Origin of the sequence: Streptococcus gordonii (assembly GCF_001553855.1) — a bacterium.
Taxonomy (GTDB): domain Bacteria; phylum Bacillota; class Bacilli; order Lactobacillales; family Streptococcaceae; genus Streptococcus; species Streptococcus gordonii.
Map to the genome: position 1 here is coordinate 244,438 of NZ_LQWV01000012.1, position 26,907 is coordinate 271,344.

At 43.0% G+C, this 26,907-nt stretch carries 24 protein-coding genes; 16 read left to right on the forward strand and 8 right to left on the reverse strand.

Going from position 1 to position 26,907, the window contains the following annotated elements; all coding sequences use genetic code 11:
• Positions 1-5: 5 nt before the first annotated feature.
• A complete protein-coding gene (locus tag AWH02_RS04205; protein WP_008808248.1) occupies positions 6-500 on the forward strand; it encodes a DUF536 domain-containing protein in 495 nt (164 codons plus the stop codon).
• A 55-nt stretch (positions 501-555) separates the two neighbouring features.
• Positions 556-2,316: a glycerophosphoryl diester phosphodiesterase membrane domain-containing protein gene (locus tag AWH02_RS04210; RefSeq protein ID WP_060553164.1), complete on the forward strand. Its 1,761-nt coding sequence runs from the start codon at positions 556-558 to the stop codon at positions 2,314-2,316.
• A gap of 41 nt (positions 2,317-2,357) precedes the next feature.
• Here AWH02_RS04210 and AWH02_RS04215 read toward each other — a convergent pair whose 3' ends face one another.
• The gene (locus tag AWH02_RS04215) at positions 2,358-2,657 is read right to left on the reverse strand and encodes a YbaB/EbfC family nucleoid-associated protein (protein ID WP_048777428.1); all 300 of its coding nucleotides are present in this window, start codon (positions 2,655-2,657) and stop codon (positions 2,358-2,360) included.
• A gap of 191 nt (positions 2,658-2,848) precedes the next feature.
• Here AWH02_RS04215 and AWH02_RS04220 point away from each other — a divergent pair, with 191 nt between their 5' ends.
• Entirely contained in the window at positions 2,849-3,256 is a 408-nt protein-coding gene (locus AWH02_RS04220; protein WP_008808251.1) for a glycosyl transferase, read from the forward strand.
• A 32-nt stretch (positions 3,257-3,288) separates the two neighbouring features.
• Here the strand turns inward: AWH02_RS04220 and AWH02_RS04225 are convergent, their stop codons facing one another.
• Positions 3,289-5,568 carry a Xaa-Pro dipeptidyl-peptidase gene (locus AWH02_RS04225; protein ID WP_060553163.1) on the reverse strand — a complete coding sequence of 760 codons (2,280 nt, stop codon included), beginning with the start codon at positions 5,566-5,568 and terminating at the stop codon, positions 3,289-3,291.
• Between the two features lie 118 nt (positions 5,569-5,686).
• On the opposite strand from AWH02_RS04225, the gene gla reads away from it, so the two are divergent.
• From gla to fni, 8 genes are all read left to right on the forward strand, one after another.
• A complete protein-coding gene (gene gla / locus AWH02_RS04230; protein ID WP_398576917.1) occupies positions 5,687-6,559 on the forward strand; it encodes an aquaglyceroporin Gla in 873 nt (290 codons plus the stop codon).
• Between the two features lie 138 nt (positions 6,560-6,697).
• Positions 6,698-7,978 carry a hypothetical protein gene (locus AWH02_RS04235; protein WP_060553161.1) on the forward strand — a complete coding sequence of 427 codons (1,281 nt, stop codon included), beginning with the start codon at positions 6,698-6,700 and terminating at the stop codon, positions 7,976-7,978.
• Between the two features lie 127 nt (positions 7,979-8,105).
• Complete coding sequence (locus tag AWH02_RS04240; protein WP_060553160.1) at positions 8,106-8,843, forward strand: CppA N-terminal domain-containing protein; 738 nt, start codon at positions 8,106-8,108, stop codon at positions 8,841-8,843.
• Positions 8,840-9,775 (forward strand): serine hydrolase domain-containing protein, encoded by a 936-nt coding sequence (locus AWH02_RS04245; RefSeq protein ID WP_060553159.1) that lies wholly within the window; start codon positions 8,840-8,842, stop codon positions 9,773-9,775. Before AWH02_RS04240 ends, AWH02_RS04245 begins: the two co-directional genes overlap by 4 nt.
• 129 nt (positions 9,776-9,904) lie before the next feature.
• Positions 9,905-10,783 (forward strand): mevalonate kinase, encoded by an 879-nt coding sequence (mvk, locus tag AWH02_RS04250; protein ID WP_060553158.1) that lies wholly within the window; start codon positions 9,905-9,907, stop codon positions 10,781-10,783.
• A complete protein-coding gene (gene mvaD / locus AWH02_RS04255) occupies positions 10,765-11,712 on the forward strand; it encodes a diphosphomevalonate decarboxylase (protein ID WP_060553157.1) in 948 nt (315 codons plus the stop codon). The genes mvk and mvaD overlap by 19 nt, the downstream gene beginning before the upstream one ends.
• Positions 11,702-12,721: a phosphomevalonate kinase gene (locus AWH02_RS04260; protein WP_060553156.1), complete on the forward strand. Its 1,020-nt coding sequence runs from the start codon at positions 11,702-11,704 to the stop codon at positions 12,719-12,721. Before mvaD ends, AWH02_RS04260 begins: the two co-directional genes overlap by 11 nt.
• Positions 12,702-13,709, forward strand: a complete 1,008-nt coding sequence (gene fni / locus AWH02_RS04265) for a type 2 isopentenyl-diphosphate Delta-isomerase (RefSeq protein ID WP_111705851.1) — start codon at positions 12,702-12,704, stop codon at positions 13,707-13,709. Before AWH02_RS04260 ends, fni begins: the two co-directional genes overlap by 20 nt.
• 40 nt (positions 13,710-13,749) lie before the next feature.
• Here fni and AWH02_RS04270 read toward each other — a convergent pair whose 3' ends face one another.
• The 5 genes from AWH02_RS04270 to pflB form a co-directional block, all read right to left on the reverse strand.
• Positions 13,750-15,024: a hydroxymethylglutaryl-CoA reductase, degradative gene (locus tag AWH02_RS04270; RefSeq protein ID WP_060553154.1), complete on the reverse strand. Its 1,275-nt coding sequence runs from the start codon at positions 15,022-15,024 to the stop codon at positions 13,750-13,752.
• Positions 15,021-16,199: a hydroxymethylglutaryl-CoA synthase gene (locus tag AWH02_RS04275; protein ID WP_060553153.1), complete on the reverse strand. Its 1,179-nt coding sequence runs from the start codon at positions 16,197-16,199 to the stop codon at positions 15,021-15,023. The genes AWH02_RS04270 and AWH02_RS04275 overlap by 4 nt, the downstream gene beginning before the upstream one ends.
• 187 nt (positions 16,200-16,386) lie before the next feature.
• Complete coding sequence (locus tag AWH02_RS04280; protein WP_045505394.1) at positions 16,387-16,842, reverse strand: threonine/serine exporter family protein; 456 nt, start codon at positions 16,840-16,842, stop codon at positions 16,387-16,389.
• A gap of 4 nt (positions 16,843-16,846) precedes the next feature.
• Positions 16,847-17,605 (reverse strand): threonine/serine exporter family protein, encoded by a 759-nt coding sequence (locus AWH02_RS04285; RefSeq protein ID WP_045505396.1) that lies wholly within the window; start codon positions 17,603-17,605, stop codon positions 16,847-16,849.
• Between the two features lie 137 nt (positions 17,606-17,742).
• Entirely contained in the window at positions 17,743-20,058 is a 2,316-nt protein-coding gene (gene pflB, locus AWH02_RS04290; RefSeq protein ID WP_045505398.1) for a formate C-acetyltransferase, read from the reverse strand.
• Positions 20,059-20,306: 248 nt separating this feature from the next.
• On the opposite strand from pflB, the gene dinB reads away from it, so the two are divergent.
• From dinB to AWH02_RS04315, 5 genes are all read left to right on the forward strand, one after another.
• Complete coding sequence (gene dinB, locus AWH02_RS04295) at positions 20,307-21,371, forward strand: DNA polymerase IV (RefSeq protein ID WP_060553152.1); 1,065 nt, start codon at positions 20,307-20,309, stop codon at positions 21,369-21,371.
• A 211-nt stretch (positions 21,372-21,582) separates the two neighbouring features.
• Positions 21,583-21,909 (forward strand): hypothetical protein, encoded by a 327-nt coding sequence (locus tag AWH02_RS04300; protein WP_060553151.1) that lies wholly within the window; start codon positions 21,583-21,585, stop codon positions 21,907-21,909.
• A gap of 317 nt (positions 21,910-22,226) precedes the next feature.
• Positions 22,227-23,021 carry a CPBP family intramembrane glutamic endopeptidase gene (locus AWH02_RS04305; RefSeq protein ID WP_060553150.1) on the forward strand — a complete coding sequence of 265 codons (795 nt, stop codon included), beginning with the start codon at positions 22,227-22,229 and terminating at the stop codon, positions 23,019-23,021.
• On the forward strand, positions 23,011-23,760 hold the full coding sequence (locus AWH02_RS04310) for a CPBP family intramembrane glutamic endopeptidase (RefSeq protein WP_060553149.1): 750 nt from the start codon (positions 23,011-23,013) through the stop codon (positions 23,758-23,760). Before AWH02_RS04305 ends, AWH02_RS04310 begins: the two co-directional genes overlap by 11 nt.
• A 75-nt stretch (positions 23,761-23,835) precedes the next feature.
• A complete protein-coding gene (locus AWH02_RS04315; protein WP_060553148.1) occupies positions 23,836-24,474 on the forward strand; it encodes a TetR/AcrR family transcriptional regulator in 639 nt (212 codons plus the stop codon).
• Between the two features lie 50 nt (positions 24,475-24,524).
• Here the strand turns inward: AWH02_RS04315 and recD2 are convergent, their stop codons facing one another.
• Positions 24,525-26,879 carry an SF1B family DNA helicase RecD2 gene (gene recD2, locus AWH02_RS04320; protein ID WP_060553147.1) on the reverse strand — a complete coding sequence of 785 codons (2,355 nt, stop codon included), beginning with the start codon at positions 26,877-26,879 and terminating at the stop codon, positions 24,525-24,527.
• Between the last annotated feature and the right edge of the window lie 28 nt (positions 26,880-26,907).

The following is a 26,907-nucleotide window of genomic DNA, read 5'->3' on the forward strand; positions in this document are numbered from 1 at the left end:
AAATTATGGCAATTGAAAAGACAGTCAGCGAGTTAGCTGAGATTCTCGGAGTTAGTCGCCAAGCGATTAACAATCGTGTCAAAGCTCTCCCAGAAGAAGATACAACAAAAAATGAAAAAGGAGTAACAGTTGTTACTCGCAGTGGATTAATTAAACTGGAAGAGATATACAAGAAGACCATTTTTGAGGATGAACCGGTTAGCGAAGACGTCAAACAGCGCGAACTGATGGAAATTTTGGTAGACGAGAAAAATGCAGAGATTCTCCGTCTCTATGATCAACTCAAGTCAAAAGATGAGCAATTAAAACGCAAAGACGAACAACTTCGGATTAAGGACGTTCAGATTGCGGAGAAGGACAAGCAACTGGATCAGCAACAACAGCTGACAGCCAAGGCTATGAGTGAGCGCGAAACGTTACTGTTAGAGTTGGACGAAGCAAAAGAGCAGGTCCAACAGCAGGAAAACAAAGGATTCTGGGCGCGTTTATTTGGGAAGTAAGAAAAATCTCAGTTGAAAAACTGAGATTTATTGTTTTAAAAAAGAAGGAATGAAGATGAAACCGCAAAAGTTAGGCTTCAAACGTCTCTATCGAAATTTAGATAAGATCTTGTTACTCTTTTTCATGGTTTTTATGGCCATGGAATTTGCCTGGATTCCTTTTACGTCTTGGGCGGCTGAATCATTGCTCAAGCAGACAGGCTACGAATTCTTATCTTATAACAACGCTGTAAGTATTTTCACAGCAAATTGGCTTGTGACTGCCCAGTTTCTAGGCCTATTTTTGGTCAATTTATTAGTCGCTTATTTCCAGACAGGCATTATCTTCATGGGCGTACGCAACTTGTTGGATAAGGAAGAACGTTCCCATTGGGGCTTTATTAAAGCGATTTTGAGAGACAGTTGGATTATGCTACTAAGAGCTAGACCAGGAAAGGTCCTCTTTATTGTATGTTATATGGGGATTCTTTTTCCATTTTTCCGACAGATTTTAAAAATATACTACCTCAATAAGATTTTAATTCCAGAGTTTATACAGGAATATCTGAGTAATCAATACTATTTGGGCTGGGTGATAGGGATCCTAGCAATAATGCTATTCTTAATGGCGGTGCGCTTTATGTTTGCCATCCCCAAAATCTTTTCAGAAAGAATCTCTGTTAGAGAAGCCATCCGATTTAGCCTAGATAAGACCAGAAAACGGCTCATTTTCTATTCATGGCACCTATCTTGGATTGTTTTCAAAAGTTTGTTTATCTACGCCTTCTTTGTCATTGGTATTGTCTTTCTTCAAAAATATGCGGATAATCAGTCTAATGCAATTAGTCTTGGTGTCGGAGTTTTCAATTTTGTAGTCATGAAGCTGGCTTATTATTTCATGCTGAGCTACTTTTTAATCAAGTTTCTATCTTTCTTGACTGATAAGTCGCTGGCAGACTATCCTCGAAAAAAGGGGAATCCTTGGTTACGGGCTTTGATACTTCTAGCGTCGTGCTTGATTTTTGGATTAGAAGGTTATGTTTATCTGCAATTTCCTTTGGAAACCATTCCTCTGACCATCTCTCACCGGGGAGTTTCAAATGGAAACGGGGTACAAAATACAATTGAGTCCTTAGAAAAAACAGCCTTGCTCAAGCCAGACTATATCGAAATGGATGTCCAGGAGACGAAAGATGGTCAGTTCGTCATGATGCATGATGCCACCTTAAAAGACCTAGCAGGGGTAGATAAACATCCTCAGGAATTGACTCTAGCAGAGTTAACAGCTCTAGACATTTCGGAAAATGGCCATCGAACTAAGATTTCAAGTTTTGATGCTTATTTAAAAAGAGCCAATCAACTGGGACAGCGCCTTTTGATTGAAATTAAAACTAGTAAATTTGACTCTTCAGATATGATGGAGCGTTTCTTGAAGAAATATGCAGCTAATATCAAAATATATGGGCATCAAATGCAGTCATTAGATTATCAAGTGATAGATAAGATACTGGATTATGATAAGGATATACCAGCCTTCTTCATTTTACCTTATAATACCATTTTCCCTCGAACCAAGGCATCTGGCTATACCATGGAATATTCGACCCTAGATGAGAACTTTGTCAATAAGCTATGGAGTTCAGACAAACTACTCTATACTTGGACCATTAATACAGAAGATGCCGTAGCTAAGTCCTTTAGACTAGGGGTGGATGGGATTATCACAGACGATGTTGAATACATTCAAAGCTCGATTAAAGAGCTGAGGGATAATCCTAAATATTCAACCTTATTAGAAAATAAAGCAGCTGATCTTTTGAACTTTCCCGGAAGCTAAAAGAAAACCCTCACTCTCTAACCAGAGTGAGGGTTTTGTGATTAAAATGGCAGTTTACCTGCAAAGGCACCCATTTTCTTTTTGGTTGCTTCGTCGATTTGCTCTAGTGCATGGTTAAGCGCTTGGACAGTCATATCAGACAAGGTTTCAAGATCTTCTGGATCAACAACAGCAGTTTGGAAGTCGATTTTTACAACTTTCTTATCGCCAGTCAAAGTTGCTGTCACTAAGTCTTGAGCAGATTTGCCTACAAACTCAGTAGCTGCCAATTCTGCTTGGCTTTGTTCCATTTGCTTTTGAAGCTTTTGCGCTTGCTTCATCATTGATTGCATGTTCATCATAAGATTTTTATAATTCCTTTCCTATTTGAGGATTAACATTTGGTAATCTACACTCTTCAAATTATATCATTTTTTAAAAAAGTGGCAAGAATCTGCTTCAAAATTTAGAGAATCGTTTCAAAGCAGTGTTGACGAAAAAGTTGAGATTATGATAGAATATTTAAAAATTTAGATATAGGAGAAATCTCTTAATGAAAAAACACAAATGGAGCCTTTTGTTGCTTAGTCTTTTGATTCCTCTCTTTATTTTAGCTGGATGCAACAGCAAACAAAACCTTAAAGGCAAGTGGAATGTTCAGGATTCTAACCATGAGTATACTACAGTAACCTTTACTGACAAGAAGGTCAGTGTGAATGGACAAGAAGCAGAGTATAAGCAGGTAGAGGTTGGATTTAAAAATAATGTTCAATATATCGTGATTGAAATGGAAGGGAAGAAATATTCAATTATTTTCCCTGATGCAGACAAAAACATTGCTGTGCTGTTACAGCCAACTTCAGAGGATAACTATCTCGAAGGAACAATGATTTTGGCAATGAATCGTAAGGAAAAACCAAACTACGATAAGTACGCAAAAAATTATATCCGAGAAAAATAAAAGCACATCTTGTGCTTTTATTTTTTTATTTATCAAGATTTCTTGTGAGGCAGACTCAAGCTAGAATGCTCCATATCAACACTTAGATGGTAGTCTGTCTTATCGCGGACAGTGTGCTCAAAATCAGTAGTGTAGAGGACGAGACGCAGTTGGTCGCCTTTTTTCAGTTTGTAGATTGTTGGCTGAAGTTCAAAGGATAGTTCCATCCATTGATTAGGGATTACTTCTTCAACAGTTAAGAGGTCAGTCCTATTTTGCAGGTTGAGGAAGCCCTTTGTGATGACGCGGTGTGGAGTGTCCGCAAAAGGAAGCTCCATCAGATTGTCCAGCATATAGTAGCGACCGTTATCCATCACTCTTGGTTCCAAGGGGCTTGGGATTGGGGTTAGGCGTTTGGCAGGGCCATAGTCCAAAAGCTGGGCGGAGATGAGCCCTTTGTTGGTGCTAGATTTGAGGCGGAGATTGAGCTTGGCAGGCCCGTTGATAAAGAGATCTTGTTCCAGAGTCCAATCAAGGGTGATCTGCTGGGTTTTGCCTTCAAATAGCTCATTTTTGAAAACTTGATAACTCTTGGCAAAGCGATTGTAGTCTTCGTCTGAATAACGATTTTGGATCTCTTGAGAGCCTTCACCAAGATGGAAATGAGAGTAGTTCTCTTGATTTCCAAAATCATCTAGACTCATCCAGTTTTGCGCCTGGCTATTGTCCTGCCAGATGACAGGTGGCAAGTCAAAGTCGGATGAATGCCCTAGTAACTTTTTGGATAAAAGAGCATTCATGCTTTCACGAAAATCAATGGACTGCCAGTTGTTGATATAAACATGAGCACCGTTATGGAAGAAGAGGTGCTTTTTGATATGAGCTGGCAGAGCATGGAACATATTATAGACGTGGAGAGGTTTGACATTCCAGTCTTGAGAGCCATGAGTGAAGACAACTTCAGCCTTGACCATATCTGCATGGATCAAGTAGTTGCGGTCGTGCCAAAATTGATTGTAGTCACCAGTTTCTCGTTCCAAATCTTTTCTTTGCTGGTCAAGGTAGGCTTGGTAAGCTTGATTGTGACGTAGGTATTCGCCAGCTAGGAGATTGCGTGAATAGGTCAGCTCAGTCAGTGATTCAAAATCTTCGCCTGGATAGCCACCAGGGCTAGTGACAAGTCCGTTTTCACGGTAGTAGTTATACCAGGAAGAAATACCAGCCTCAGCAATGATGACTTCTAACCCGTCTACCCCCGTTGTTGCTAAACCATTTGACATGGTTCCTAGGTAAGAAATTCCAGTTGTGGCAACTTTTCCATTAGACCAAGTTGCCTTGATTTCTCTTTGGCGACTGTGATCTGTGAAGGCGCGACAGCGACCGTTGAGCCAGTCGATGACATTTTTGTAGGCTTCAATCTGCTGATAATCTCCACTGGTCATCATCCCTTCTGAATCCTTAGTTCCAACGCCAGATACGTAGAGATTGGCAAAGCCGCGAGGAAGGAGGTAATCATTGAGGGTGTAACTGCCGATATGGCCCAGCTTTTCTTCAGCTGTCTCAACTAAAGTTGCCTGTCCTTGGGGTTCTACTGTTTGAATGCTAGATTCTTGAACAGTAATTGTTCTAGGGCTTTTGCAGGCTAAGTCTACATTCATGTTGTGCAGAGCCTTATCACTAGCTTTATCGTTGGTACCTTGATGGTAGGGACTGGCAGTCATGACTGCTGGAATTTTCCCTTCATAAGAAGGGCGGATGATACTAACCTTGACTAAATCCGGCTTGCCATCTCCATCTGTGTCCACACGGGATTCAACATAAACGACCTCACGAATGGCCTCATGGCTACTGAAGGTTGCTAGACTTTTGCCGTTGAAGAAGTGGTAGTCATTGCTTTCTGGAATGAATCCCTCACTGACAAGCTGGTCAATTAGAATATTCCCTAACTTGGTTCTAGTATTGAGCAGTTGATAAAGATTTTCGAGGATATTTCCATAAGTGATTGGGAAATGAATTTCCTTGCAGAAGGCTGTTACATCGTCAAAGTCTACGAAGGGAACAAAACCTAAGACCTGTAGGGCTACGGTATAGAAGACCTCTTCAGTCAGTTGCTGGTCTGATTGAAAGAAGGTTAACAGATCTGTTTGTCGGTCGGCTACCCAGCTAGAGAGGACATAGTTGACGTCCTGATAGCGAAAGAGAACTTTTTGAAGAAAGTGATGAAGGTTTTCCTTAGGAGAATTAGTTGCTTGGATAGTGAATCCTAAACGAGCCAATTCGTCCAGCATAACTTCTTCACTTGCTTTTGTGTAACTATACTGGTTGTAACGCATGAATCTACTCCTTTTTTGTATTTATATAAAATTGACCTTTACATTCTCCATTATAACTGATACAATAAAGTTTGTCTAAAAATTTTATAAGGAGATTGAACACATGGATGTTACATGGATGGCGAAATACGTCACAGAATTTCTGGGTACGGCCATTTTGATTATTTTAGGAAACGGTGCGGTAGCTAACGTTGAATTGAAAGGTACTAAAGGTCATCAAAGCGGTTGGTTGGTAATCGCAGTTGGTTACGGAATGGGTGTTATGATTCCTGCTTTGATGTTTGGAAATGTTTCAGGAAACCATATTAATCCTGCCTTTACTTTGGGATTGGCTGTCAGCGGCTACTTTGAATGGGGACATGTTGCTCCTTACATTGCAGCTCAGATTTTGGGAGCTATCTTCGGTCAAGCTCTTGTGGTTGCGACTCACCGTCCTTACTACTTGCAAACAACAAATCCAAATGCAATTTTGGGAAGTTTCTCAACAATTTCAAGTCTTGATCATGGAACACCTGAGTCTCGCAAAGCAGCAACTATCAATGGTTTTGTAAATGAGTTTATTGGTTCCTTCGTTCTTTTCTTTGCTGCAATTGCAATGACAAAGAACTTTTTTGGGGCACAACTCGAATCAACTTTTACAACTTCTCTTCAAAATAAATTAGCTGAATTAGGTCAGCAAATGAGTAAAGCTGAATTCGCACAACAAATTAAGCTTCAAATGGCTAATACAACTAATGGTTCATCAGCAGTAGCGCACTTGGCACTTGGTTTCCTTGTGATGGCTTTGGTTACTTCACTTGGTGGACCTACTGGTCCTGGATTGAACCCAGCTCGTGACTTGGGACCTCGTATTCTTCATGAAATCTTGCCTAAGTCTGTTCTTGGAGAGCACAAGGGTGATTCAAAATGGTGGTATTCTTGGGTACCAGTCGTGGCACCAATCCTTGCAGGTATCACCGCTGTTATGTTGTACAAATTTATCTATGGATAATTAAAAGGGCGCAAGCCCTTTTTTTAGAAGACTTAGCTGACTTGAAGGCAGAGGGAAAGAAGTGATTTTGGTATATATTTTTGCTTTCTTATCTTTTCATAGTAAGGAAGAATACAGGTATAGTCTGGAGGGAAGAGAATGAAGATTGTCCCATTTAAAATGGATCGATTAAGTGGACGGCGGACCTTGCTTTTCGGTCTCTTAGCCATTCTACTGGGAATGATTGTTATCATAAATGGAGCAGGATTTACAAAGCTGGCTCTGGACTTGCTCAGTCTCTATTTTTTTCTAGTAGGCTTGTTTAATAGTATCCTCTACTTTTTTGCTGGTAAGAAAGATATCCCGCTGACATCTGAGATTTTAAGAATCATCTTTGGCTTGCTTTTAGCAGGCTTGAATGAACTTGGTAACCTTTCGGTAAATGTTGTCATTATTATTTTAGGACTTTATCAGTTGGCGACAGCTGTGGTTTATGCCATTACTTATTACCTCTACCGTTGTGATCGGGCTAAGGGAGGTTTTCATTATTTATTTGATGCGGTTCTTCAGGGACTGGTAGCTCTAACAAGCATTTTTTCGCCAGCTACAGATGGTCGTCAGCAATTTTTATTTTTAGGTATTTATTTGATTTTGCTTGGAATTTCCAATATGAGAGATGGACTCTTCTTTGACCTTGATAAGGAAAAAAAGCATTTACGCAGGCATTTTCGGGTCAATCTGCCCGTCATCATAGCGGCCTTTATTCCTTTTGAACAACTGGAACGCTTCAACCATTTTTTGCGCGGGACGAAGGAGCAGGAATTATCAAGTGTTTATCGGGTCCTCAAAGGAGAGCAGCAGGCTGATTTAGAGGTTCTTGTTCATACTTCTAAGGAAAACCTGTTTGGAGCGATTGGTCATGTTGATATTTGCTATAAGGGGAAGGTGATTTCCTATGGCAGTTATGATCCTTTTTCTCATAAACTATTTGGTACCATTGGTGACGGGGTACTATTTAAAGTGGATAAAGATGCTTATATCGATTTGTGTAAAAAAGAGAGTAAAAAGACCTTATTTGGCTATTCTCTGGCCTTAACTGATCAGGAAAGAGAGGCCGTTGAAAAGCGTCTGAGGGAAATCGATGACTTGCTAGATCCATGGGAACCAAGTGATCAGGAGCTTAATGGTAGTCCCACCTATGCTTATAAATTAAAGCATAAGCTAGAGGCGGAGCTTTATAAATTCAAGAGTAGCCATTTTAAAAGCTATTTTATTCTTTCGACCAATTGTTGTTTGCTGGCAGACTCGATTGTTGGTCAGGCTGGGACTGCTATTTTGAATGTAAGAGGGATTATAGCGCCTGGAACTTATCAAAATTACTTACAGTATGAATTTGAATCTGCCAATGGTTTAGTTGTCGCTCACAATGTTTATTGTTAATTTACAAGTAGCAGGGAAAGACCTGCTACTTTTTGTTTAAGCTTGTGTTTGTTTTTTTAAATTTTTTATATAATTATTTGTCAAATAGGAGAAAATCCTCTAAAATAGAAGAGACTTGGAGGAATTTATGACACGAAATCATCAAACGATTAAGGCTGTACCAGTACTAAAAACGAACAATCGTCGTTTAAACTTAGAATTTTATTGTCAGACATTAGGGATGAAAAACCTGTTGGAAGAAGGCCCAGGTGTCAGTTTGGGAGATCAGACAAAGAGCGAAAGATTAGTGATTGAAGAATCACCAGGCGCGCGTTCGCGTAAGGTTGTTGGCCCTAAAAAACTAGCTCAGATTACTATAAAGGTTGAAGAGCCAAAAGAAATTGAAGCCTTGCTAGGACAAGCACATCCTGTTTTACAGGTCTACCAAGGTGAGAAAGGCTATGCTTTCAAGGCTGTTTCCCCAGAGGGAGATACTTTCTTAGTTCATGCTGAGGATGATTCTCAAACACTCCGTGCTCTAGAAAAGATTCCTGTATTTGAGACACAGGCTGAGTTCACTGGCTTAACACAATTTTATATTGAAAAAGTGATTCTCAATGTTCCAAATAAATCAGTAGCTCAAACTTATTATCAACCTTTTGGCCATACGCTACCAATTGAGTTTAAAGAGGAAGAAGGCCAGGATTTATTAGCTAAAAATGCAGCAACTTGGGACTTGTCTATGATTAAGTTTTCTCTAGAACGTTTTGACGTAAATCAATTGGCTGAGCTTCTTGAAGGGCGTGATTTGTTCATTCCTAAGTCTAAGAAGTTTCTTTTAGCGACAGATGATAGTCAGATTGACTTGTGGTTTGAACAAGCATGACAAAGCAAAAAATTTTTGAGAAAATTCAAGAGCAGATTCATCAGGAAATCTATCCTGGGGCTAGCCTAGCCCTATATCAAGCTGGCCAGTGGCAGGAATTCTACTTTGGTTTGGCTGATCCGCAAGAAAAAAAAGCCACTCAAGCGGGCTTGGTCTATGATCTGGCTAGCGTCAGCAAGGTGGTCGGAGTGGGGACTATAGTAGCCTTTTTATATGAGCAGGGAAAGCTGGATCTGGATTTGCCCTTGCAACACTATTATCCGGACTTTCATCGAGAAGATGTGACTGTGCGCCAACTCTTGACTCACACGTCAGGGCTGGATCCCTTTATTCCCAATCGTGACCAACTGACAGCTCCCGAGTTGAAAGCAGCACTCAATCATTTGACGGTGCTTGAAGATAAGACCTTTCGCTATACAGATGTGAATTTCTTGCTCTTGGGTTTTATGCTGGAAGAAATCTATGGTCAAGCTTTGGACCAGATTTTTCAAGATCAGATTTTCCAGCCTTGGGGCTTGGCTGAGACAGGCTTTGGACCAGTTCCAGGAGCTGTACCGACCGTTCGCGGTGTCCAGGATGGTCAGGTTCATGATCCCAAGGCGCGTGTTCTAGGCATCCATGCTGGCAGTGCTGGCTTATTTTCAACTCTCAAGGATTTGGAAATATTTTTGGAGCATTATCTGCAGGATAACTTTGCGTCCAATCTGACCCAGAATTTTTCCAAGGATCCTGGCAAAAGGCGCAGTCTAGCTTGGAATCTGGAAGACGGCTGGCTGGATCACACTGGCTACACGGGAACTTTTATCATGTACAATCGCAAGGAGCAAAAGGCAGTCATTTTCTTGTCCAACCGGACCTATGAAAAAGACGAGCGGGCTCAGTGGATTGTAGATCGCAACCAGCTGATGGACCTGATAAAAACGGAATTATAAGATGCTCCGACTTCTAAGTTCGGAGTTTTATCATGTTCCTTGAATCCTAAAGATTTTTCTCGTAAAAATCGCTTTTTTTTTCAAAGTATATTAAAATAATAGTTAAAGAAATAAATATAGGGAAAGATCATGACAAAAGAAATTGGTGTCGGAAAGGCACACAGTAAAATTATTTTGATGGGGGAGCATTCGGTAGTCTATGGATATCCAGCTATTTCCTTGCCACTCAACCATATCGAAGTAACCTGCCGGGTCTTTCCGTCTGAGCGGGCCTGGACCCTCTACGCTGAGGATACACTGTCTATGGCTGTTTTTGCCTGTCTAGAACATCTAGGCCAGCAAGGTGCTAAGATACGCTGTCAGGTGGAGTCCATGGTCCCTGAAAAGAGAGGGATGGGTTCATCGGCTGCGGTTAGTATTGCAGCTATTCGGGCTGTTTTTGACTACTTTGAAGAAGAGCTGGATGACCAAACCCTGGAGATTCTAGCCAATCGGGCAGAGATGATTGCCCATATGAATCCCAGCGGCCTTGATGCCAAGACCTGCCTTAGTGATGTAGCTATCAAATTTATCCGCAACTTTGGTTTCAGTGAAATTGAGCTGGATCTGGATGCCTTTTTAGTGATTGCAGATACAGGTATTCATGGTCATACTCGCGAAGCCATCCGTGCTGTAGAAAGTCAGGGGCAAAAGGCTCTGCCTTTGCTGCAGGAATTGGGGAATTTAACGAAAATCCTTGAGAAGGCCATTTCTATCAAGGACCTGATGACGATGGGACAAGCTATGACCAAGGCTCATGAGAAGCTAGCCAAACTAGGAGTGTCTTGCCAGAAAGCTGATGAACTAGTTGAAACAGCTCTTGAAAATGGAGCTTTGGGAGCTAAGATGAGCGGTGGCGGTCTGGGTGGCTGTGTCATTGCTCTTGTAGGAGAAAGAAGTCAGGCGGATGTCTTAGCCACCGTATTGAGAGAGAAAGGAGCCATTAACACATGGATCGAAAGCCTGTAAGTGTCAAATCCTATGCCAATATTGCAATTGTCAAATATTGGGGCAAGAAAGATGCAGAAAAGATGATTCCGTCTACCAGTAGTATTTCACTGACACTGGAAAATATGTATACTGAGACTCAGCTGAGTCCTTTGCCGGCTACAGCGACTGGAGATGAGTTTTATATTGACGGTCAGCTGCAAAGTCCGGCAGAACATACTAAAATCAGTAAGATTATTGACCGCTTCCGCTCTCCAGAAGATGGTTTTGTCCGCGTTGATACCAGCAATAATATGCCAACAGCAGCAGGTCTGTCTTCGAGCTCTAGTGGTTTATCAGCCCTAGTCAAGGCCTGCAATGCTTATTTTCAGACGGGCTATCAGGCGCAAGAGTTGGCCCAACTGGCTAAGTTTGCTTCGGGGTCGTCTGCTCGGTCTTTCTTTGGCCCGCTAGCGGCCTGGGATAAGGACAGTGGAGCCATCTATCCAGTCAAGACGGATTTGAAGCTAGCCATGATTATGTTGGTTCTGCACGATGAGAAAAAGCCCATTTCCAGCCGTGACGGTATGGAGCTCTGTGCTAAAACTTCCACCATTTTCCCAGATTGGATTGCCCAGTCTGCCTTGGATTATCAGGCTATGCTGGCTTATTTACGGGACAATGAGTTTGCTAAGGTTGGTCAGCTGACAGAAGAAAATGCTCTTCGGATGCATGCTACGACAGAAAAAGCTTATCCGCCGTTTTCTTATCTGACAGAGGAGTCTTATCAGGCTATGGATGCTGTTAGAAAGCTGCGGGAGCAGGGCGAGCGTTGCTACTTTACCATGGACGCGGGACCAAATGTCAAGGTCCTCTGCTTGGAGGAAGACCTAGACCATCTGGCTGCTATCCTTGAGAAGGACTACCGGCTTATCGTCTCCAAAACAAAGGACTTGTCAGATGAAAGCTAGTTCAAGAGTCCAAACCTGCGGCAAGCTCTATCTGGCAGGTGAATATGCAGTGCTGACGGCTGGTCAGCCGGCCATTATCAAGGACATCCCTATCTATATGACTGGAGAAATCCAGACATCACCTGGCTATCACTTGACATCAGATATGTTTGAACACAGCGCTAGCCTAGAGCCAGACCCTGATTATGCCTTGATTCAGGATACGATAGCAGTTATGAACACTTATTTGCTGACCTTAGGCTACCAACTTCAGCCTTTTTCACTGAAGATTAGTGGCAAGATGGAAAGAGACGGCAAGAAGTTCGGGATTGGCTCCAGTGGTAGTGTGGTTATTCTGACTCTTAAGGCCATGGCAACCCTTTATGAGCTGAACTTAGAGCCAGAGCTACTCTTTAAGCTGGCTTCTTACGTTCTCCTCAAGCGCGGAGACAATGGCTCCATGGGAGATCTAGCCTGCATTGCTTATGAAGATTTGATTTACTACCGGTCTTTTGATAGAGAACTGATCCGTAAGCGTATGGACGAAGTTGATTTGCCACAGCTGTTAGTAGAGAATTGGGGTTTTGAAATTCGCAGTATTAAGCCTTGCTTAGCCATGGATTTTCTAGTTGGCTGGACCAAGCAGCCGGCAATTTCTAAGGACTTGGTCAATCAGGTTAAGTCAGCTATTTCAGAGTCCTTTTTGACAGGCAGTAGGACACAGGTTGATGCTTTGGAGAGGGCTTTACTAGCAGGAGATAAGCTTGCTATTAAGTCTAGTCTGAAAAAGGCTAGCCAGCTCTTAGAAAGGCTCAGCCCGGCTATTTATACAGACAGGCTGAAAGTCTTAAAAGAAGCGGCAGAGGGACTGAACTGTGTGGCTAAGAGCAGCGGTGCCGGTGGTGGCGACTGCGGGATTGCTCTCAGCTTTGATGCCGCATCTAGCAACCAACTGATTCAAGCCTGGCAAGCAGCTGGCATTGAGCTATTATATAGAGAAAGGATGGACCATGATGAGCCAGAATCGTAAGGATGACCATATCAAATATGCTTTAGAGCAGCGTCCGAGTTACAACAGTTTTGATGAAATGGAACTGGTTCACCGCTCTTTGCCCAAGTACGATTTGGCGGAGATTGACCTATCTACTCACTTTGCTGGTCGTGACTGGGAGTTTCCTTTTTACATCAATGCCATGACTGGCGGCAGCCAAAAAGGCGGTCAGATCAATGAAAAGTTGGCTCAAGTAGCTGAAAGTTGTGGTCTTCTTTTTGTGACTGGCTCTTACAGCGCAGCCTTGAAAAATCCTTCTGATTCTTCCTATCAGGTAGCGGTTGGTCGGCCTAATTTATTACTAGCAACTAATATCGGCTTGGACAAGCCTTATCAAGCCGCTCAGCAGGCGATAGCTGATTTGCAGCCCCTCTTTTTGCAAGTCCATGTCAATCTCATGCAGGAATTACTGATGCCAGAGGGTGAGCGGGAGTTTCGTTCTTGGCGCCAGCACTTGACGGATTATAGTCAGCGACTGGATCTTCCCTTAATTCTTAAAGAAGTTGGCTTTGGCATGGATTGCTCTACTGTCGAAGAAGCGCGCTCCTTGGGGATTCAGACTTTTGATATTTCCGGCCGTGGTGGCACTAGCTTTGCCTATATTGAAAATCAGCGAGGTGGTAATCGTGACTACCTCAATGATTGGGGGCAATCTACTCTGCAAAGTCTGCTAGCTCTTCAGCCATTGCGCGATGATGTCGAACTTTTGGCTAGCGGAGGTGTCCGCCATCCTTTGGATATGATCAAAGCTCTGGTCTTAGGAGCTAAGGCAGTTGGCCTCTCTCGCACCATGTTAGACTTGGTAGAAAATCATTCGGTGGAAGAGGTTATTGCTATTGTAGAAGGCTGGAAATCAGACTTGCGCCTCATCATGTGCGCCCTGTCCTGCCGAAACTTGCAAGAATTAAGGAGTGTTCCCTATCTACTCTATGGGCGGCTGAAAGAAGCTCAGGAACAGATTCAATAAATAGCATAAAGACGTACAAAAAAGGCCATTAATGGCCTTTTTACTTGTCCTGTTTTCGTAAGTCAGTTAGAATTTTTTGAGCAGTAGCGAGGTTGAAAGTCTTCATGGCTGTTAAGCGATTGGCTACAGCAGTAATTTCTTCGCCTTGAGCTCCAGCCTGCAATGCTAAAGATTTGGCTTGCAATTTCATGTGTCCGGCTTGGATGCCAGTGCTGACTAGGGCTTTGAGGGCAGCGAAGTTTTGTGCCAATCCAACCGATACGATGAGGGATGCCAATTCCTTAGCCTGAGGTTGCCCCAGCAAGTCAAAGCTGGCTGTTACTGCGGGATTGAGGCCGATGGAACCTCCCTTAGTTGCAATGGGCATGGGCAGGGTCATCTGACCATGAAGCTGGCGTTTGTCTGGGTCTGCCGTCCAAGTAGAGAGGCCACGGTAGCTTCCTTCTCGGCTGGAATAGGCATGAGCACCAGCTTCTATAGCCCTCCAGTCATTTCCAGTAGCCAGTACCAAAGCATCAATACCATTAAAGATGCCTTTATTGTGGGTAGTTGCTCGGTAAGGGTCGACCTGGGCTAGCTTGCTAGCCAGCTGCATCTTATCCGCAAGAAGCTCCGCCTCAGCCGTATCCCGGCTGAGAAAGCGATAGTCGATGACACAGCGGGCTGTTACTAGGCTATCTGTTGCATAGTTTGACAGGATAGCCATCAGACTCTTGCCGCCAGTTAGCTCCTCCAGAGGAAGGGTGAGGGCCTCCAGCATGGTGTTGAGCATATTGGCTCCCATGGCTTCCTGAGTATCCACAGACAGATAAAAAATGAGGAAGTCATCCTTTTGCTCCAGCCAGAGATCTCTAGCACCACCACCACGGGAAACAATCGATGGATAGGCTTGGTTGGCCTGCTCCAGCAACTCTTTCTTTTTCCTGAGAACATCTTTGATGGCTTGGTCTGCATTATCAATTTGATAGAGGGCGATTTGCCCAATCATCTGGCGTTTGTGAACTTCAGTTTCAAATCCGCCTGAACGTTTGATAATCTTAGCGGCAAAGCTAGCCGCTGCTACCACAGATGGCTCTTCTGTCACAAATGGAACTTGATAGGTCTTACCATCCACCAGAAAGTCTGGCACCAGAGAGTAGGGTAGGGCTAGAGTGGCCAGCACATTTTCACTCATCTGGTTGGCTGTTTCCAAAGGCAAAGTCTGCTGACTGTCTAGCAGCTGCCAATGTTCATCTTGTAAAAGTTCCTTTTCTTTCAGCATCTGTAGCCGTTCAGCAGGAGTTTTTTTGGAAAATCCAGTCCAGTTTATTTTCATGATGATTTCTCAACTTTAATGTACTTACGCTGATGCTCTGCAATTTCCGCCAGAGCAAAGCTTTGTTCCTCATAGCCAGAGAAGCTAGCATTGCCCTCCGCATCCAGCTCGGCTTCTGCAAAAAAGATATGCTCGTATTCTTCAACAGAAAGAGCTTGACGCTGGTCTAGTTCCTCCAGACGTGTCCGTGACAGCTGATTTTCATAGCCTGGAACTAAGGAAACACTGAAAATTTCTGCTACAGCACCACTACCATAACTAAAGAGAGCAATCTTGTCACCGGCCTTAAGTTTATCTGAGTTTTCTAAGAGGGACAAAAGGCCTAGGAAAAGCGAACCTGTGTAAATATTTCCGACTTTTTGACTGTAGAGGATTGACTTTTCAAAATTTTCCTTAAGCTGATCTTGCTGCTCTTGAGGAAGGCTTTTATCCATGATTTTATTGAGGCCTTTAAGGGCCAATTTTGGATAAGGAAGATGGAAGCAGTAGGCTGCAAAATCTTTGAGAGAAAGATTGTGGCGCTTTTGGTACTCATCCCAGGTTGTTTTCAAACAATCCAAGTATTGTTGAGTAGAGTAAAGTCCATTTACATAAGGCGTTGTCGAGTAATTTGGGCGCCAAAAATCCATAACGTCACGAGTTTGAGCGACATTATCTTCATTAAAAATTAAGATACGAGGATCCTTGCTTATTAACATTGCAATAGCTCCCGCTCCCTGAGTTGGTTCACCAGGAGTATTAATACCATATTTGGCAATATCACTGGCAATAACGAGGACCTTGCTATCTGGATATTTTTCAATATGGAGTTTTGCGTAGTCAAGTGCTGCAGTAGCACCATAACAGGCTTCTTTAATCTCAAAACTCCGGGCAAAGGGCTGGATCGCCAAAAGGCCATGAATAAAAACGGCCGCTGCCTTACTCTGATCAATGCTTGACTCCGTAGCTACAATGACCATGTCAATCTTCTCTTTGTCTTCACTTGTCAAAATGGGATCTGCAGCTGCAGCTCCTAAGGTGATAATATCTTCTGTCAGAGGAGCAATGCTGAGTTCTTTAAGCAGGAGTCCCTTGCTTAGTTTTTCTGGATCGGTAGCACGCGCTGCCGCTAAATCGTTTAATTTCAAGACATAATTGGAGGTTGCAAATCCAATTTTATCGATTCCTATTTTCATATTAAAACCTCATATCTTGATATGATTATCAAGAGTATTTCAACATCTATTTTACCATAATTCAAAATAAAACTGATAAAAAAGCCCCGTCGAACAAAGACAGGGAACTTAAAACATCTTAGTGAAAAACCTATTTTTACTAAGATTTAATCAGAAGCATCAAAATTGTTTAGACTTTATAGTCAACTCAATAGTGGACGTGCTTTCTTTTTTGAATATACTTAAAAAGTTTTAACGCAACTGTACCACTGGCCATCCCAATCGAAATAACTAGGGCCAAGATGACTACTAAGGTGGCATTAACCATGGCCTTACTATAATCGCCAGTTACAAAGAATGCGGTTGTTCGATAGGAGAGGTAGCCAGGGACTAAGGGGGCCAGAATTGACAGGATGAATACAACTGCAGGAGTTTTATAAATAACACTCATAATTTGGCTACAGCAAGATCCGACGATAGCAGCTACAAAGGTGGCTACGATAACATTGGTCGGACCTTTTAAAAGTAAATAAAGAAGCCAGATAGACATCCCCAGTAGACCAGCTGGAATTAGCATTCTGCGTTGGACATTTAAGACGATAAGAAAAGTGATAATAGCCAACAAACTTGCAAGAGCTTGAAGGAAAAATGTTAGTATTGTCATAGTTTTATTTCATTAATACAAGGGCAACGGAAGTACCCGCACCAAGAGCTAGGGTAATGAGAAGAGATTCAAAAAGTTTACTCATTCCCGAGTTAATGTGGTTGGTCATGATGTCACGGACAGCATTAGTCAGGGCAATCCCAGGGACAAAAGGCATGACAGAGCCTGCTATAATCAAGTCTGCAGTTGAGTTAAAACCAGAGTAGCGGGCCCAGGCCTGTGCTAACAAACCAAAAACAAAGGCACCTGCAAAGGCTGTAACAAAAGGAATTCGTACATACTTCTCAGCATATAGTGAAAAGGTAAAGCCAAAGAAGGTTGCCACAGCAGCTCCAAGTGCATCGTAAAAATTTCCTCCAAACATGATGGAAAAAAACGGGGCACTGAGCGTAGCTGCAATGGTCAATTGTTTTTTGTTGTATGGCAGACGTTTGTTTTTGAGACGCAAGAGCTCATCGTAAGCCTCTTGCAAGGTTAATTGACCACTGGTCAACTGACGGGAGACTTGGTTGACATCACAGACTTTCTCAATATTATAATTTGAATGCACGATACGTTTCATACGAGAGAAATTCGTATTCTCAACTGAGAAGAAAATCGCTACTGGCATTGCTAGAGCATTGCAATCGATAATCCCTTGTGAATGAGCGATACGAATCATGGTATCTTCAACTCGGTAGATTTCGGATCCACTTTGCAATAAGAGGGTGCCGGCTAGCATGATGACATCTACGGCTAGATTAAATTCTTTTGACTCTTCCATAATCTCTTTCCAAGTGTTTCTAAACTTTCTTCTATTATAGCAAAATTCAGAAGCTTCTTCATAAAAATCCCATGCAAAATCAAAAAAGAAGACTGGAAATAAACCAATCTTCCTTTATAGTTGAATTTAATAACTTATTAGCTCAAAGCATCATCCATTGAAAGAACTTCGTGGAATACACGTTGAGTCAATTCAGTTTTTTGCTCTGGAGTGAGGTACTTAGTATTTACACAGTAACCAGAGATACGAACGATAACGTCTTCACCAGACATAATCTTGTCGTAAACGTCCTTCAAGTCCATAACGTTCAAGTTAACGTGTTGTCCACCATTTTCAAAGTAACCATCAAGGATTGTTACCAAGTTGTCTACTTGTTCGTCATGAGTTTTACCAAGCGCACGAGGTGATACTTGAGTTGTCAATGAGATACCGTCAGCTGCATAACTGAAGTCCAGACTAGCAAGTGAGTTCAAGTTTTGCAACCAGCCACCTTTTGCTTTGTTAGATGGGTTAGCACCTGGTGAGAAGAACTCAAGTTTAGACAAGTTCACTGTACCATCTTCGTTGAGGTATACTCCTTTATGGACTGGTGAGTTACCAGTTTGTTTAGAGTAAGCAACGTTAGATGTGATTGTCAAGAGTGATACTGTAGCTTCAGCGTTCTTGTATAGTTTGTGGCTACGCAAACGAGTTGTGTAAGCTTCAACCAACCATTCAGCCAATTCGTTTGAACGAGGATCGTCTTCACCCCAACGTGGGTATTCACCGATTGTTTCGTAATCGTAGATGTAGCCATTTTCGTCACGGATTGGTTTAACTGTAGCGTACTTGATAGCTGACAATGTATCAACAGTGTTAGCAAATCCACAGATACCGAATCCCATGTTAGCACGTTGGTGAGTAGGCAAGAAGGCCATTTGAACAGCTTCGTAGTTATACTTATCAGTCATGTAGTGGATGATGTTCAAAGCATCTACGTAAGTGTCTGTCAACCAATCAAGTGATTTTTCAAAGTTAGCTTTAACTGATTCAAATTCAAGAACTTCGTCACGGATAGGATCGATGTCAAATACTTTGTAGTCCTTGTGAACATCGTCGTAACCACCGTTGAGACCAGTAAGAAGAGCTTTCAGAACGTTTACACGAGCACCGAAGTATTGGATGTTGTGACGTTGTTCTTCATTTTCTGGGTCAAGTGGAGATACACAGCATGAAATACAGCTCATTTCGCCATATCCGTCTTTAGCCATTGTTGTCACACCTTCGTATTGGATAGAAGAGTGTTTGTGGCTCATGTGCATACAGTAGCGACGGAAGTTGTAAGGTAATTTGTCAGTCCAAAGAACTGTCAAGTTTGGTTCAGGTGAGTTACCGATGTTGTCAAGTGTATTCAAGAAACGGTAGTCCATCTTCGTAACACGGTGACGACCATCGTTACCCATACCTGCCATAGAAGTAGTGATGAAGGTTGGGTCACCAGAATACAGTTGGTCGTAAGCTTTTGTACGAGCAAATTTAACGGTACGAAGTTTCAAAACGAAGTCATCGATAAATTCTTGGATTTCGCTTTCAGTGTAAGTGCCACGAGCAAGGTCGCGTTCTGCAAAGACGTCAAGAACGATTGGTACACGTCCAAGAGAAGTTGCAGCACCGTTGATAACACGGCAAACTGCCATGAAGGCGATGTTTGTCCATTGGATAGCTTCTTTAGTATCGAAAGCAGGACGGCGAACATCAACTCCGTAAAGATCACCTAATTTAACAACTTCACCAAGTGCTTGGTATTGCAAATTGATTTCTTCGCGAAGACGAATTGTTTCTTCGTCGATTTCTGTCAAAGCATTCCAGTCGTTTACTTTTTCAGCCATCAAGTAGTCAGCTCCATAAAGAGCAAGACGAGCATAAACTCCGATGATACGTCCACGAGAGTATGCATCTGGAAGACCAGTAACTGTGTGAGCGTGGCGAGCACGACGAATGTTTGAAGTGTAAGCACGGAAGATACCATCGTTAACTGTTGTCACGTACTTAGTAAAGATTTCGTGAACAGCTGGATCTGGCTCATAACCATTTTCCTTCAAAGTTGTTTCAGCCATACGGATACCACCTTTTGGCATGAAGTTTAATTTGAAGAGTTCGTCGTTTTGGATACCGTAGATTAGCTCGTTATCTTTGTCGATGTAGCCAGCTGGGATACCTGCAATAGAAGCTGGACGAGTGTCCATTGGGAAACGAGTTGCTTCATAGTGAGCCTTTGTCTCTTCAACAATCTTTTTAATATGAAGAGAACGTTCAGTTGGACCTGCTAAGAAGCTTTCATCACCATCGTAAGGAGTGTAGTTAGCCTGAACAAAGCGTGAAATACTTGCTTTTTCTTTCCAATCTTCACCTTTGAAGCCTTCCCAAGCCTTGTCAAAAATATCTTGTGCTTCGACAACAGTTTTAACAACCATGTTAAATTCCTCTTTTTCTTTCTAGTAACAAGTATCTGTTACATTTGTATAGTTAAAGTATAACACAGAGTAATCGTTTACACAAAGTGTTTTCGGGATTTGTAAGCCTTTTCTTTTATAATACAGTTGTCTGAAATCTCAAAAAGTGTACTATATAGATGGATGGGAAAATTTCTCGGCAAATAGTTGGGCAAAAATGAGAAAAAGGTTATACTAGAATTGGAAGACAAGAATAAGAGGCGACTAGAATGTTGATTTTTCCTTTAATTAACGACACATCAAGAAAAATCATTCATATTGACATGGATGCTTTTTTTGCTGCTGTCGAAGTCAGGGATAATCCTAAACTAAAGGGACATCCGGTCATCATCGGTAGCGATCCTCGTTTGACAGGTGGTCGTGGCGTCGTCTCTACTTGTAACTATGAAGCACGAAAGTTTGGCGTCCATTCTGCTATGAGCTCCAAGGAAGCATACGAACGATGTCCACAAGGGATTTTTATTTCGGGAAATTACGAAAAATATCAGGCAGTCGGCTTGCAGATCCGAGAGATTTTTAAACGCTATACGGACTTGATTGAGCCGATGAGTATTGATGAAGCTTATCTGGATGTGACGGAAAACAAGCTAGGGATTAAATCTGCAGTCAAAATAGCCAAGCTGATTCAGCACGATATATGGAAGGAACTGCAACTAACAGCTTCAGCAGGCGTTTCTTATAATAAATTTCTTGCCAAGATCGCTAGCGACTATGAGAAGCCTCATGGTTTGACTGTTATTTTACCTGAGGAAGCAGAGGCCTTTCTAGCGCCAATGGATATTGCTAAGTTTCATGGGGTTGGTAAGAAGAGTGTTGAGAAACTACATGAAATGGGAGTTTATACTGGTGCAGATCTGCTCAAGATACCGGAAATGACCTTGATTGATAAGTTTGGGCGTTTTGGTTTTGATCTCTATCGTAAAGCGCGTGGCATCAGCAATAGCCCAGTCAAGTCCAATCGCATTCGTAAGTCAATCGGGAAGGAGCGGACCTATGCCAAACTGCTCTATAGCGAGGAGGACATCAAGAAAGAGCTGACCCTGCTGGCACAGAAGGTAGAAAATAGCTTGACTAAGCATGATAAGAAAGGACGAACCATCGTTCTGAAAATCCGCTATGCCGATTTCTCCACCTTGACTAAAAGAAAAAGTTTGGCTCTAACCACTCAAGACAAGGAGCAAATCGAGCGAACAGCTCATGAGATTTACGATAGCTTGGAAGAACAACCACGAGGTATCCGTCTTCTAGGGCTGACAGTGACGGGGTTTGAATAAAGATAAAGGCTTGGTTCGTTACCGGGCTTTTTTAGATATAGTTTTTAGCATGAGAGAGTTGCTTGTGACGAGTTTCTAAGTTGGCTGATGATTTTCATTGAGCAAAAATAATCTTTTTTGAAAAAATACTGGACAAAGTTTTCTGTGTCTGTTATACTGAGTTTGTAAAATAAAAACCGTCCGGTCGGTTTTTAAAAAGAAAGGAGCAGAAATGAAGAAATCTGTAGTAGAAAAAACAAGCGAGCACATCCTCAAGTTTAATCAGGAGCTGGATCGGCAGCTGGAAGTTCAGAAAGAGTTTTTGCAGCAGCAGGCAGAAAAACGTAAGGTGCAGCTGGAAAAGATGACACAGGGTGAGAATGGCCTACGCTATTCTAAGTGGGGAGTCAAAGCTAGCTATGCTGTCCTTGCTGGTGGCTTGCTGACTTCTGTCTTTAGCCCTTGGCGAGGACTGGGTATTATGGCAGTAGGGGGTCTGAGCCTTGCCTCCAATCTCTGGCAAATTCGGCGATTGCAAAATCAAGAAAGGAGCAAGTAGCAGAGAAATGGCCTGTCTTAAGCATCAGAGTCAGGACAACTTAGAAACTAAAAGCAGCAGGCAGTAGCTAAACGGTGCTGACATAGCTTTTAGCATTATTTAGTCTATCTTTGCTTTTTATTTTAAGCAAGGACTAAAAGACTACGTTTTCTATTTGGCACAGGTCTTTATTTTTTATAACAAAACAAACCGAATGATCGGATTTAAAAATCTGCGTTTCAAAACAGGGAATCATCTGAAAGACTGAGAGTAAAGGATGCCTTTGTCCAGTTTTCGGATGACTTTTCACTATTCTACATTTGATAAGGAGTTATCGTATGAACAAACAAACACATGTAGAGCCAGAGACAAGGCATATCCTGCCCTTTCTGGCCTGGACTTTTGGCATTAGCTGGTCTGCCTGGCTGATTCTGTATATTTTAGCCGCCCTGAAGCTGACCAGCGGGGCTGAGCCTTTGGGCTTTGCTCTCTTTTTCATCGGTGGCTCCGGACCGACCTTGGGAACTTTTATCAGCCTCAAAATTTCTCATCCTAAGAAGATGCTGGACTTTATCTTTTCTCATGCTAAGGGCTGGTGGATTTATATGCTGGCCTTCTGTCTGGTTCGGGTTTTGACCCTTTTTATCGCCAATCCTGTATTACCGCCGCTCAATGCCGTTCTGATGTTTCCCCTGGGCTGGACCTATGTCACCTTTTTTGGAGGCGGGAATGAAGAACTGGGCTGGCGGGGCCTCCTGCAGCCGGCTCTGGAGAAAAAATTCTCCTTCCCTCTGGCAACTGTCATCACGGCTCTGGTCTGGGTGACCTGGCATCTGCCCCTCTGGCTGATTCCGGGAACGAGTCAAAGTCAGGTTTCTTTGCCCTTCTATCTCTCCTTTGGTATCTTGCTCAGTTTCTGTCTGGCGGTTCTCTACAAGCAGACGGCCTCTGTCTTTGCCTGCATGGTCTTTCACGGCTGCATTAACTTTGCTCAGGCGACGATTGTCGGCAGTGCTACAAATGGCGGAAGGTATCTCAGCTTCCAGGCTGCTAATCTGGTCATGACCGCCCTGCTGGTCGGCTGGTGGTATTGGAAGGGCAACCGGAAAGGAGTTCAGAAAGATGCAGGCTAGAAACTATAAAGATTCCTCATCTGTCAAGCAAATTCTAATTTTTCTGCTCTGGACTTTTGGCATCAGCTGGTTTGCCTGGCTGGCTTCGGCTTTCCTGAGGATTCCCGTTATTTCCCAGGTCCTAACCATCGCTGGTGTTTTTGGCCCGGTCATTGGAGCCAAACTGGTCTTAGGAAAATCGTTCAAGGAGCTCTTGGCTTCTATCGGATCGGCCCGAAAAAGGACTTGGGTCCATCTCTTGATTTTGACAATTCTTTATACCCTTTCCATAGTCTTTTGGAGCCCGCTCCTGCCTGGTTTTAGCCCCCTCAGGATTGCTCTGCTTTTTCTCATGACGACTTTTTTGACAGGCGGCAATGAAGAGATTGGCTGGCAGGGCTTCCTGCAGCCGACTCTGGAAAAGCTTCTGCCCTTCCCTTTGGCAACTGTAGCAACTGGGTTAATCTGGGCTGTCTGGCATCTGCCCCTCTTCTTTATGCCCGGCAGCAGTCAGGCAGGGACTTCTTTTCTAGTCTTTACTGCCGCCTGCCTGCTCGCCCGTTTCTGGCTGGTGGCTCTTTACAAGGTCAGTCAGTCCATCCTTTACTGTGTTCTTTTCCACGGGGCCATCAATACCATTGGTGAAGGCATTTTCCTGGGGAAGGGGACGGAAAATCCGCTCTTTTTCCTAGGCTATATCTTGATGGCGGCTTACAGTATCTATCTTTGGTATCAAAGGGATCAGCAAGACAAGGCTTAAAGATATTTTTATGGTTTTGTATTTCCCCGGCTTTTTTGGTAGAATAAAGCTATATTAGAAACAAAGGGGAACAGAATGGCGCAACGAAAAGACAAATCCCAGGCCATGAGAGAAAAAATTTTAAATACAGCAACCCAGCTCTTTATCCATAAGGGGTCCGAAAAGACCAGTATGCAGGATATTGCTCAGACGGCGGGCATCTCCAAGGGGGCTATCTATCATCATTTCAAGTCAAAAGATGAGATTGTCTTTGCGGTGATGAGGAGCCGGCAGGAGATGATGGAAGAAGAGGTGAAGCAGTGGCTCAAGGATACGGAAAATCTGACTGGCAGAGAGCAGCTGCAGACCATCCTCAAGAATAATATGGGAAGTCAGACAGCCCGGGCCATAGATGGCATTTTGGGTGAGTATGAGAAGGACGCGGGCTTTATTTTGAACATGATACGGGACAATCTGCGGATAGGCGCCTCTGTGGTCAGTGACATTATCAAAAAAGGCATGGCAGATGGCTCCCTTCAGACCGAGTATCCGGACCAGGCTGCAGAAGTTTTTCTGCTGCTGGTGAATTTTTGGATGCATGGGACCGTTTTTGAAAGTGATCCTGAAAAACTGCCAGAACGCTTCCACTTTCTGCAGTTTATGATGACCTCGGTCGGTCTGGATATCTTTGATGATGAGCTCATACAGCTCTTTAGCCAGAAAAATAAGCATTAAAAAAGGCTGGGACAGAACTAAAAAATTTAATTCTGTCCCAGCCTTTTTATTTATGTGATGAATATACTGTGGATATCTTCCTCGGTCAGGCCGATTAGGGGGTCGATTTTCAGGAAATTTTCTTCTGTCAAGACATAGTTTCCCACAGCTTTTTCCAACCTATCCATAGGAGTGTGGATAGGTTCCTGTGGGGCTTCTAGGTCAGCAAAACGCTCGACCAGATAGGTTTTGCGGGCAGTGCCCGTGTTTTTTACTGCAAATTGAAAGGCAGAAAATTCTCCTAAAAGAATGAGCTTGCTCTTGGCCCGGGTAATGGCTGTGTAGACCAGATTGCGCTGGAGCATGCGGTGGCTACTCTTGGTGATTGGCAGAATCACGACAGGAAATTCACTACCTTGTGATTTATGAATACTCATGGCATAAGCCAAGCGAATCTTGTACCACTCGCTACGTTGGTAGACGATTTCATTTCCATCGAAGTTGATGGTAAGTTCATCTTGCTTAGAGTCGGTGTATTTTGCTGGCAACAAGTCCGTGATATAGCCCAAGTCCCCATTAAACACATTGCTTTCAGCATCATTGACAAGGTGGATGACCTTGTCTCCTTGCCGGTACTGGCAGTCTGGTGCTTCAAAGACCAGTTGGTCTTTTTCTGATGGATTTATCAGATCCTGCATGAGTTGGTTGACTTGGTCGATTCCTGCGGGTCCTCGGTACATAGGAGCCAAGACTTGGACGTTCTGGGCAGGGATGCCACTGCGGATGGCAGCGGCTACGATTTTTTTAATCATATCAGGGATATATTCACTAGTTGCTTCAAAATAGGAACGATCCGCCTTTTTTTCAGTAAAATCAGCTGGTAGCAGTCCTTGCTGGATTTGACTAGCCAGGGTAACAATTGTTGAATCTTCTCCTTGCCGGTAGATTTTTGTCAGCTTGGTTTGAGGCAAGATAGGTATTTTTAAAAGATCGGCCAGAACCTGACCGGGACTGACAGACGGAAGCTGGTCAGCATCCCCCACAATGAGGATCTTACTGTTGGAAGAAATATTGCTGAGCAGTTGATTGGCCAGCCAAGTATCGACCATAGAGAACTCGTCTACAATGATGAAATCAGCATCCAAATAGTCATCTAAATGACTGGTATCATCATCTCCAGTCATCCCCAGATGCCGGTGAATAGTAGCACTGGGTAGCCCAGTCAATTCATTCATTCGTCTAGCAGCTCGTCCAGTCGGAGCAGCAAGCAGAATAGGTAATTCCTGTTTTTTAGCTAAATCTAGCTTATGAAGAGTAGCATAAGTAGCAATGATGCCGTTGATAACAGTTGTTTTACCAGTTCCTGGCCCACCCGTCAGAATAAACACCTTATGATTAATGGCATCGCAGATAGCCTTCTTTTGAATATGGTCATAGCAGATTCCTAAATCTTGCTCGACTTGTTCGATGATACTTTCGAGTTTTGGGGCATCAAAGGTTTCTTGTTTGCCTTTTTCTAGAATCCGAATCAGATTGCTACGGATACCTTCCTCGGCGAAATAAAGACTGTTTTCAAAGATTTTTGTTTCGACGTTTTGAATCTTATCTTCTTCAATGAGGTGGGCCAATTCATCCGCTACCAAGGCAGGGTCAAGTTCAACCTGACGGGCATTCTCCAGCAAATCAATGGTGTGGGATAGTAAGTCACGTGCTTCTATATAAGTATCACCTGTCTCCATAGACTGGCTGAAAAGGGTATGAACAAGTCCAGCCCGGAAACGCTCTGGAGCGTCGCTTTCAATACCTAGTTGCTGGGCCAACTGGTCAGCTATTTTGAAACCAATACCTTGAATGTCCTCAACTAGTTGATAAGGATATTTTTGGACAATTTCCAGCGTTTCTTCTTTATAGGTGTCTTGAATCTGCAAGGCAAGTTTATTGGGGATGCCATATTCAGCGAGTTTAGAGAGCAACATCTCTGTGCCGTAATTTTGTCTCAGTTTGCTGACGAAGGCTTCCCGATTGACTGCAGAAAGGCCGTTAATACTTACGAGCCGGCTAGGATCAGCTAAGATCTGGTCAATCGTATTATCACCATAGAGGTCTACTATCTTTTGGGCGGTCTTAACACCGATCCCTTTAAAATGATCGCTAGCAAAATACTTGACCAGGCCCTTACTAGTTGGCTTTGCTCTTTCGTAGCGAGTTACTTTTAGCTGTTCCCCGTATTTGGGATGCTGGACAAGAGTTCCCCAAAAAGTGTAGTCTTGTCCTTCCATGATATCGGCCATGGTTCCGGTCACGATAATCTCAAAATCATCAAATTCTGCATCTGTGTCCTCGATATCCAGTAACAAAATTCGAAAGAAATTGTTGGGATTTTCAAATATAATGCGTTCGACGGTTCCTGAAAAATAGAATTCCATATCTCTCATCCTAGAAAAAAAGGCAGAC

What these genes read in the sequence shown, in the direction of transcription:
- AWH02_RS04225 (WP_060553163.1), bottom strand. Translation starts at nt 5,568, where the DNA reads ATGCGTTACAACCAGTATAGTTACACAAAAGCAAGTGAAGAAGTTATG.
- AWH02_RS04260 (WP_060553156.1), top strand. Translation starts at nt 11,702, where the DNA reads ATGAAAGCTAGTTCAAGAGTCCAAACCTGCGGCAAGCTCTATCTGGCA.
- AWH02_RS04215 (WP_048777428.1), bottom strand. Translation starts at nt 2,657, where the DNA reads ATGATGAACATGCAATCAATGATGAAGCAAGCGCAAAAGCTTCAAAAG.
- AWH02_RS04270 (WP_060553154.1), bottom strand. Translation starts at nt 15,024, where the DNA reads ATGAAAATAAACTGGACTGGATTTTCCAAAAAAACTCCTGCTGAACGG.
- AWH02_RS04280 (WP_045505394.1), bottom strand. Translation starts at nt 16,842, where the DNA reads ATGACAATACTAACATTTTTCCTTCAAGCTCTTGCAAGTTTGTTGGCT.
- AWH02_RS04240 (WP_060553160.1), top strand. Translation starts at nt 8,106, where the DNA reads ATGACACGAAATCATCAAACGATTAAGGCTGTACCAGTACTAAAAACG.
- pflB (WP_045505398.1), bottom strand. Translation starts at nt 20,058, where the DNA reads ATGGTTGTTAAAACTGTTGTCGAAGCACAAGATATTTTTGACAAGGCT.
- mvaD (WP_060553157.1), top strand. Translation starts at nt 10,765, where the DNA reads ATGGATCGAAAGCCTGTAAGTGTCAAATCCTATGCCAATATTGCAATT.
- AWH02_RS04305 (WP_060553150.1), top strand. Translation starts at nt 22,227, where the DNA reads ATGAACAAACAAACACATGTAGAGCCAGAGACAAGGCATATCCTGCCC.
- AWH02_RS04245 (WP_060553159.1), top strand. Translation starts at nt 8,840, where the DNA reads ATGACAAAGCAAAAAATTTTTGAGAAAATTCAAGAGCAGATTCATCAG.
- AWH02_RS04235 (WP_060553161.1), top strand. Translation starts at nt 6,698, where the DNA reads ATGAAGATTGTCCCATTTAAAATGGATCGATTAAGTGGACGGCGGACC.
- AWH02_RS04220 (WP_008808251.1), top strand. Translation starts at nt 2,849, where the DNA reads ATGAAAAAACACAAATGGAGCCTTTTGTTGCTTAGTCTTTTGATTCCT.
- AWH02_RS04210 (WP_060553164.1), top strand. Translation starts at nt 556, where the DNA reads ATGAAACCGCAAAAGTTAGGCTTCAAACGTCTCTATCGAAATTTAGAT.
- gla (WP_398576917.1), top strand. Translation starts at nt 5,687, where the DNA reads ATGGCGAAATACGTCACAGAATTTCTGGGTACGGCCATTTTGATTATT.
- AWH02_RS04310 (WP_060553149.1), top strand. Translation starts at nt 23,011, where the DNA reads ATGCAGGCTAGAAACTATAAAGATTCCTCATCTGTCAAGCAAATTCTA.
- mvk (WP_060553158.1), top strand. Translation starts at nt 9,905, where the DNA reads ATGACAAAAGAAATTGGTGTCGGAAAGGCACACAGTAAAATTATTTTG.
- AWH02_RS04275 (WP_060553153.1), bottom strand. Translation starts at nt 16,199, where the DNA reads ATGAAAATAGGAATCGATAAAATTGGATTTGCAACCTCCAATTATGTC.
- dinB (WP_060553152.1), top strand. Translation starts at nt 20,307, where the DNA reads ATGTTGATTTTTCCTTTAATTAACGACACATCAAGAAAAATCATTCAT.
- AWH02_RS04205 (WP_008808248.1), top strand. Translation starts at nt 6, where the DNA reads ATGGCAATTGAAAAGACAGTCAGCGAGTTAGCTGAGATTCTCGGAGTT.
- AWH02_RS04315 (WP_060553148.1), top strand. Translation starts at nt 23,836, where the DNA reads ATGGCGCAACGAAAAGACAAATCCCAGGCCATGAGAGAAAAAATTTTA.
- fni (WP_111705851.1), top strand. Translation starts at nt 12,702, where the DNA reads ATGATGAGCCAGAATCGTAAGGATGACCATATCAAATATGCTTTAGAG.
- AWH02_RS04285 (WP_045505396.1), bottom strand. Translation starts at nt 17,605, where the DNA reads ATGGAAGAGTCAAAAGAATTTAATCTAGCCGTAGATGTCATCATGCTA.
- AWH02_RS04300 (WP_060553151.1), top strand. Translation starts at nt 21,583, where the DNA reads ATGAAGAAATCTGTAGTAGAAAAAACAAGCGAGCACATCCTCAAGTTT.
- recD2 (WP_060553147.1), bottom strand. Translation starts at nt 26,879, where the DNA reads ATGGAATTCTATTTTTCAGGAACCGTCGAACGCATTATATTTGAAAAT.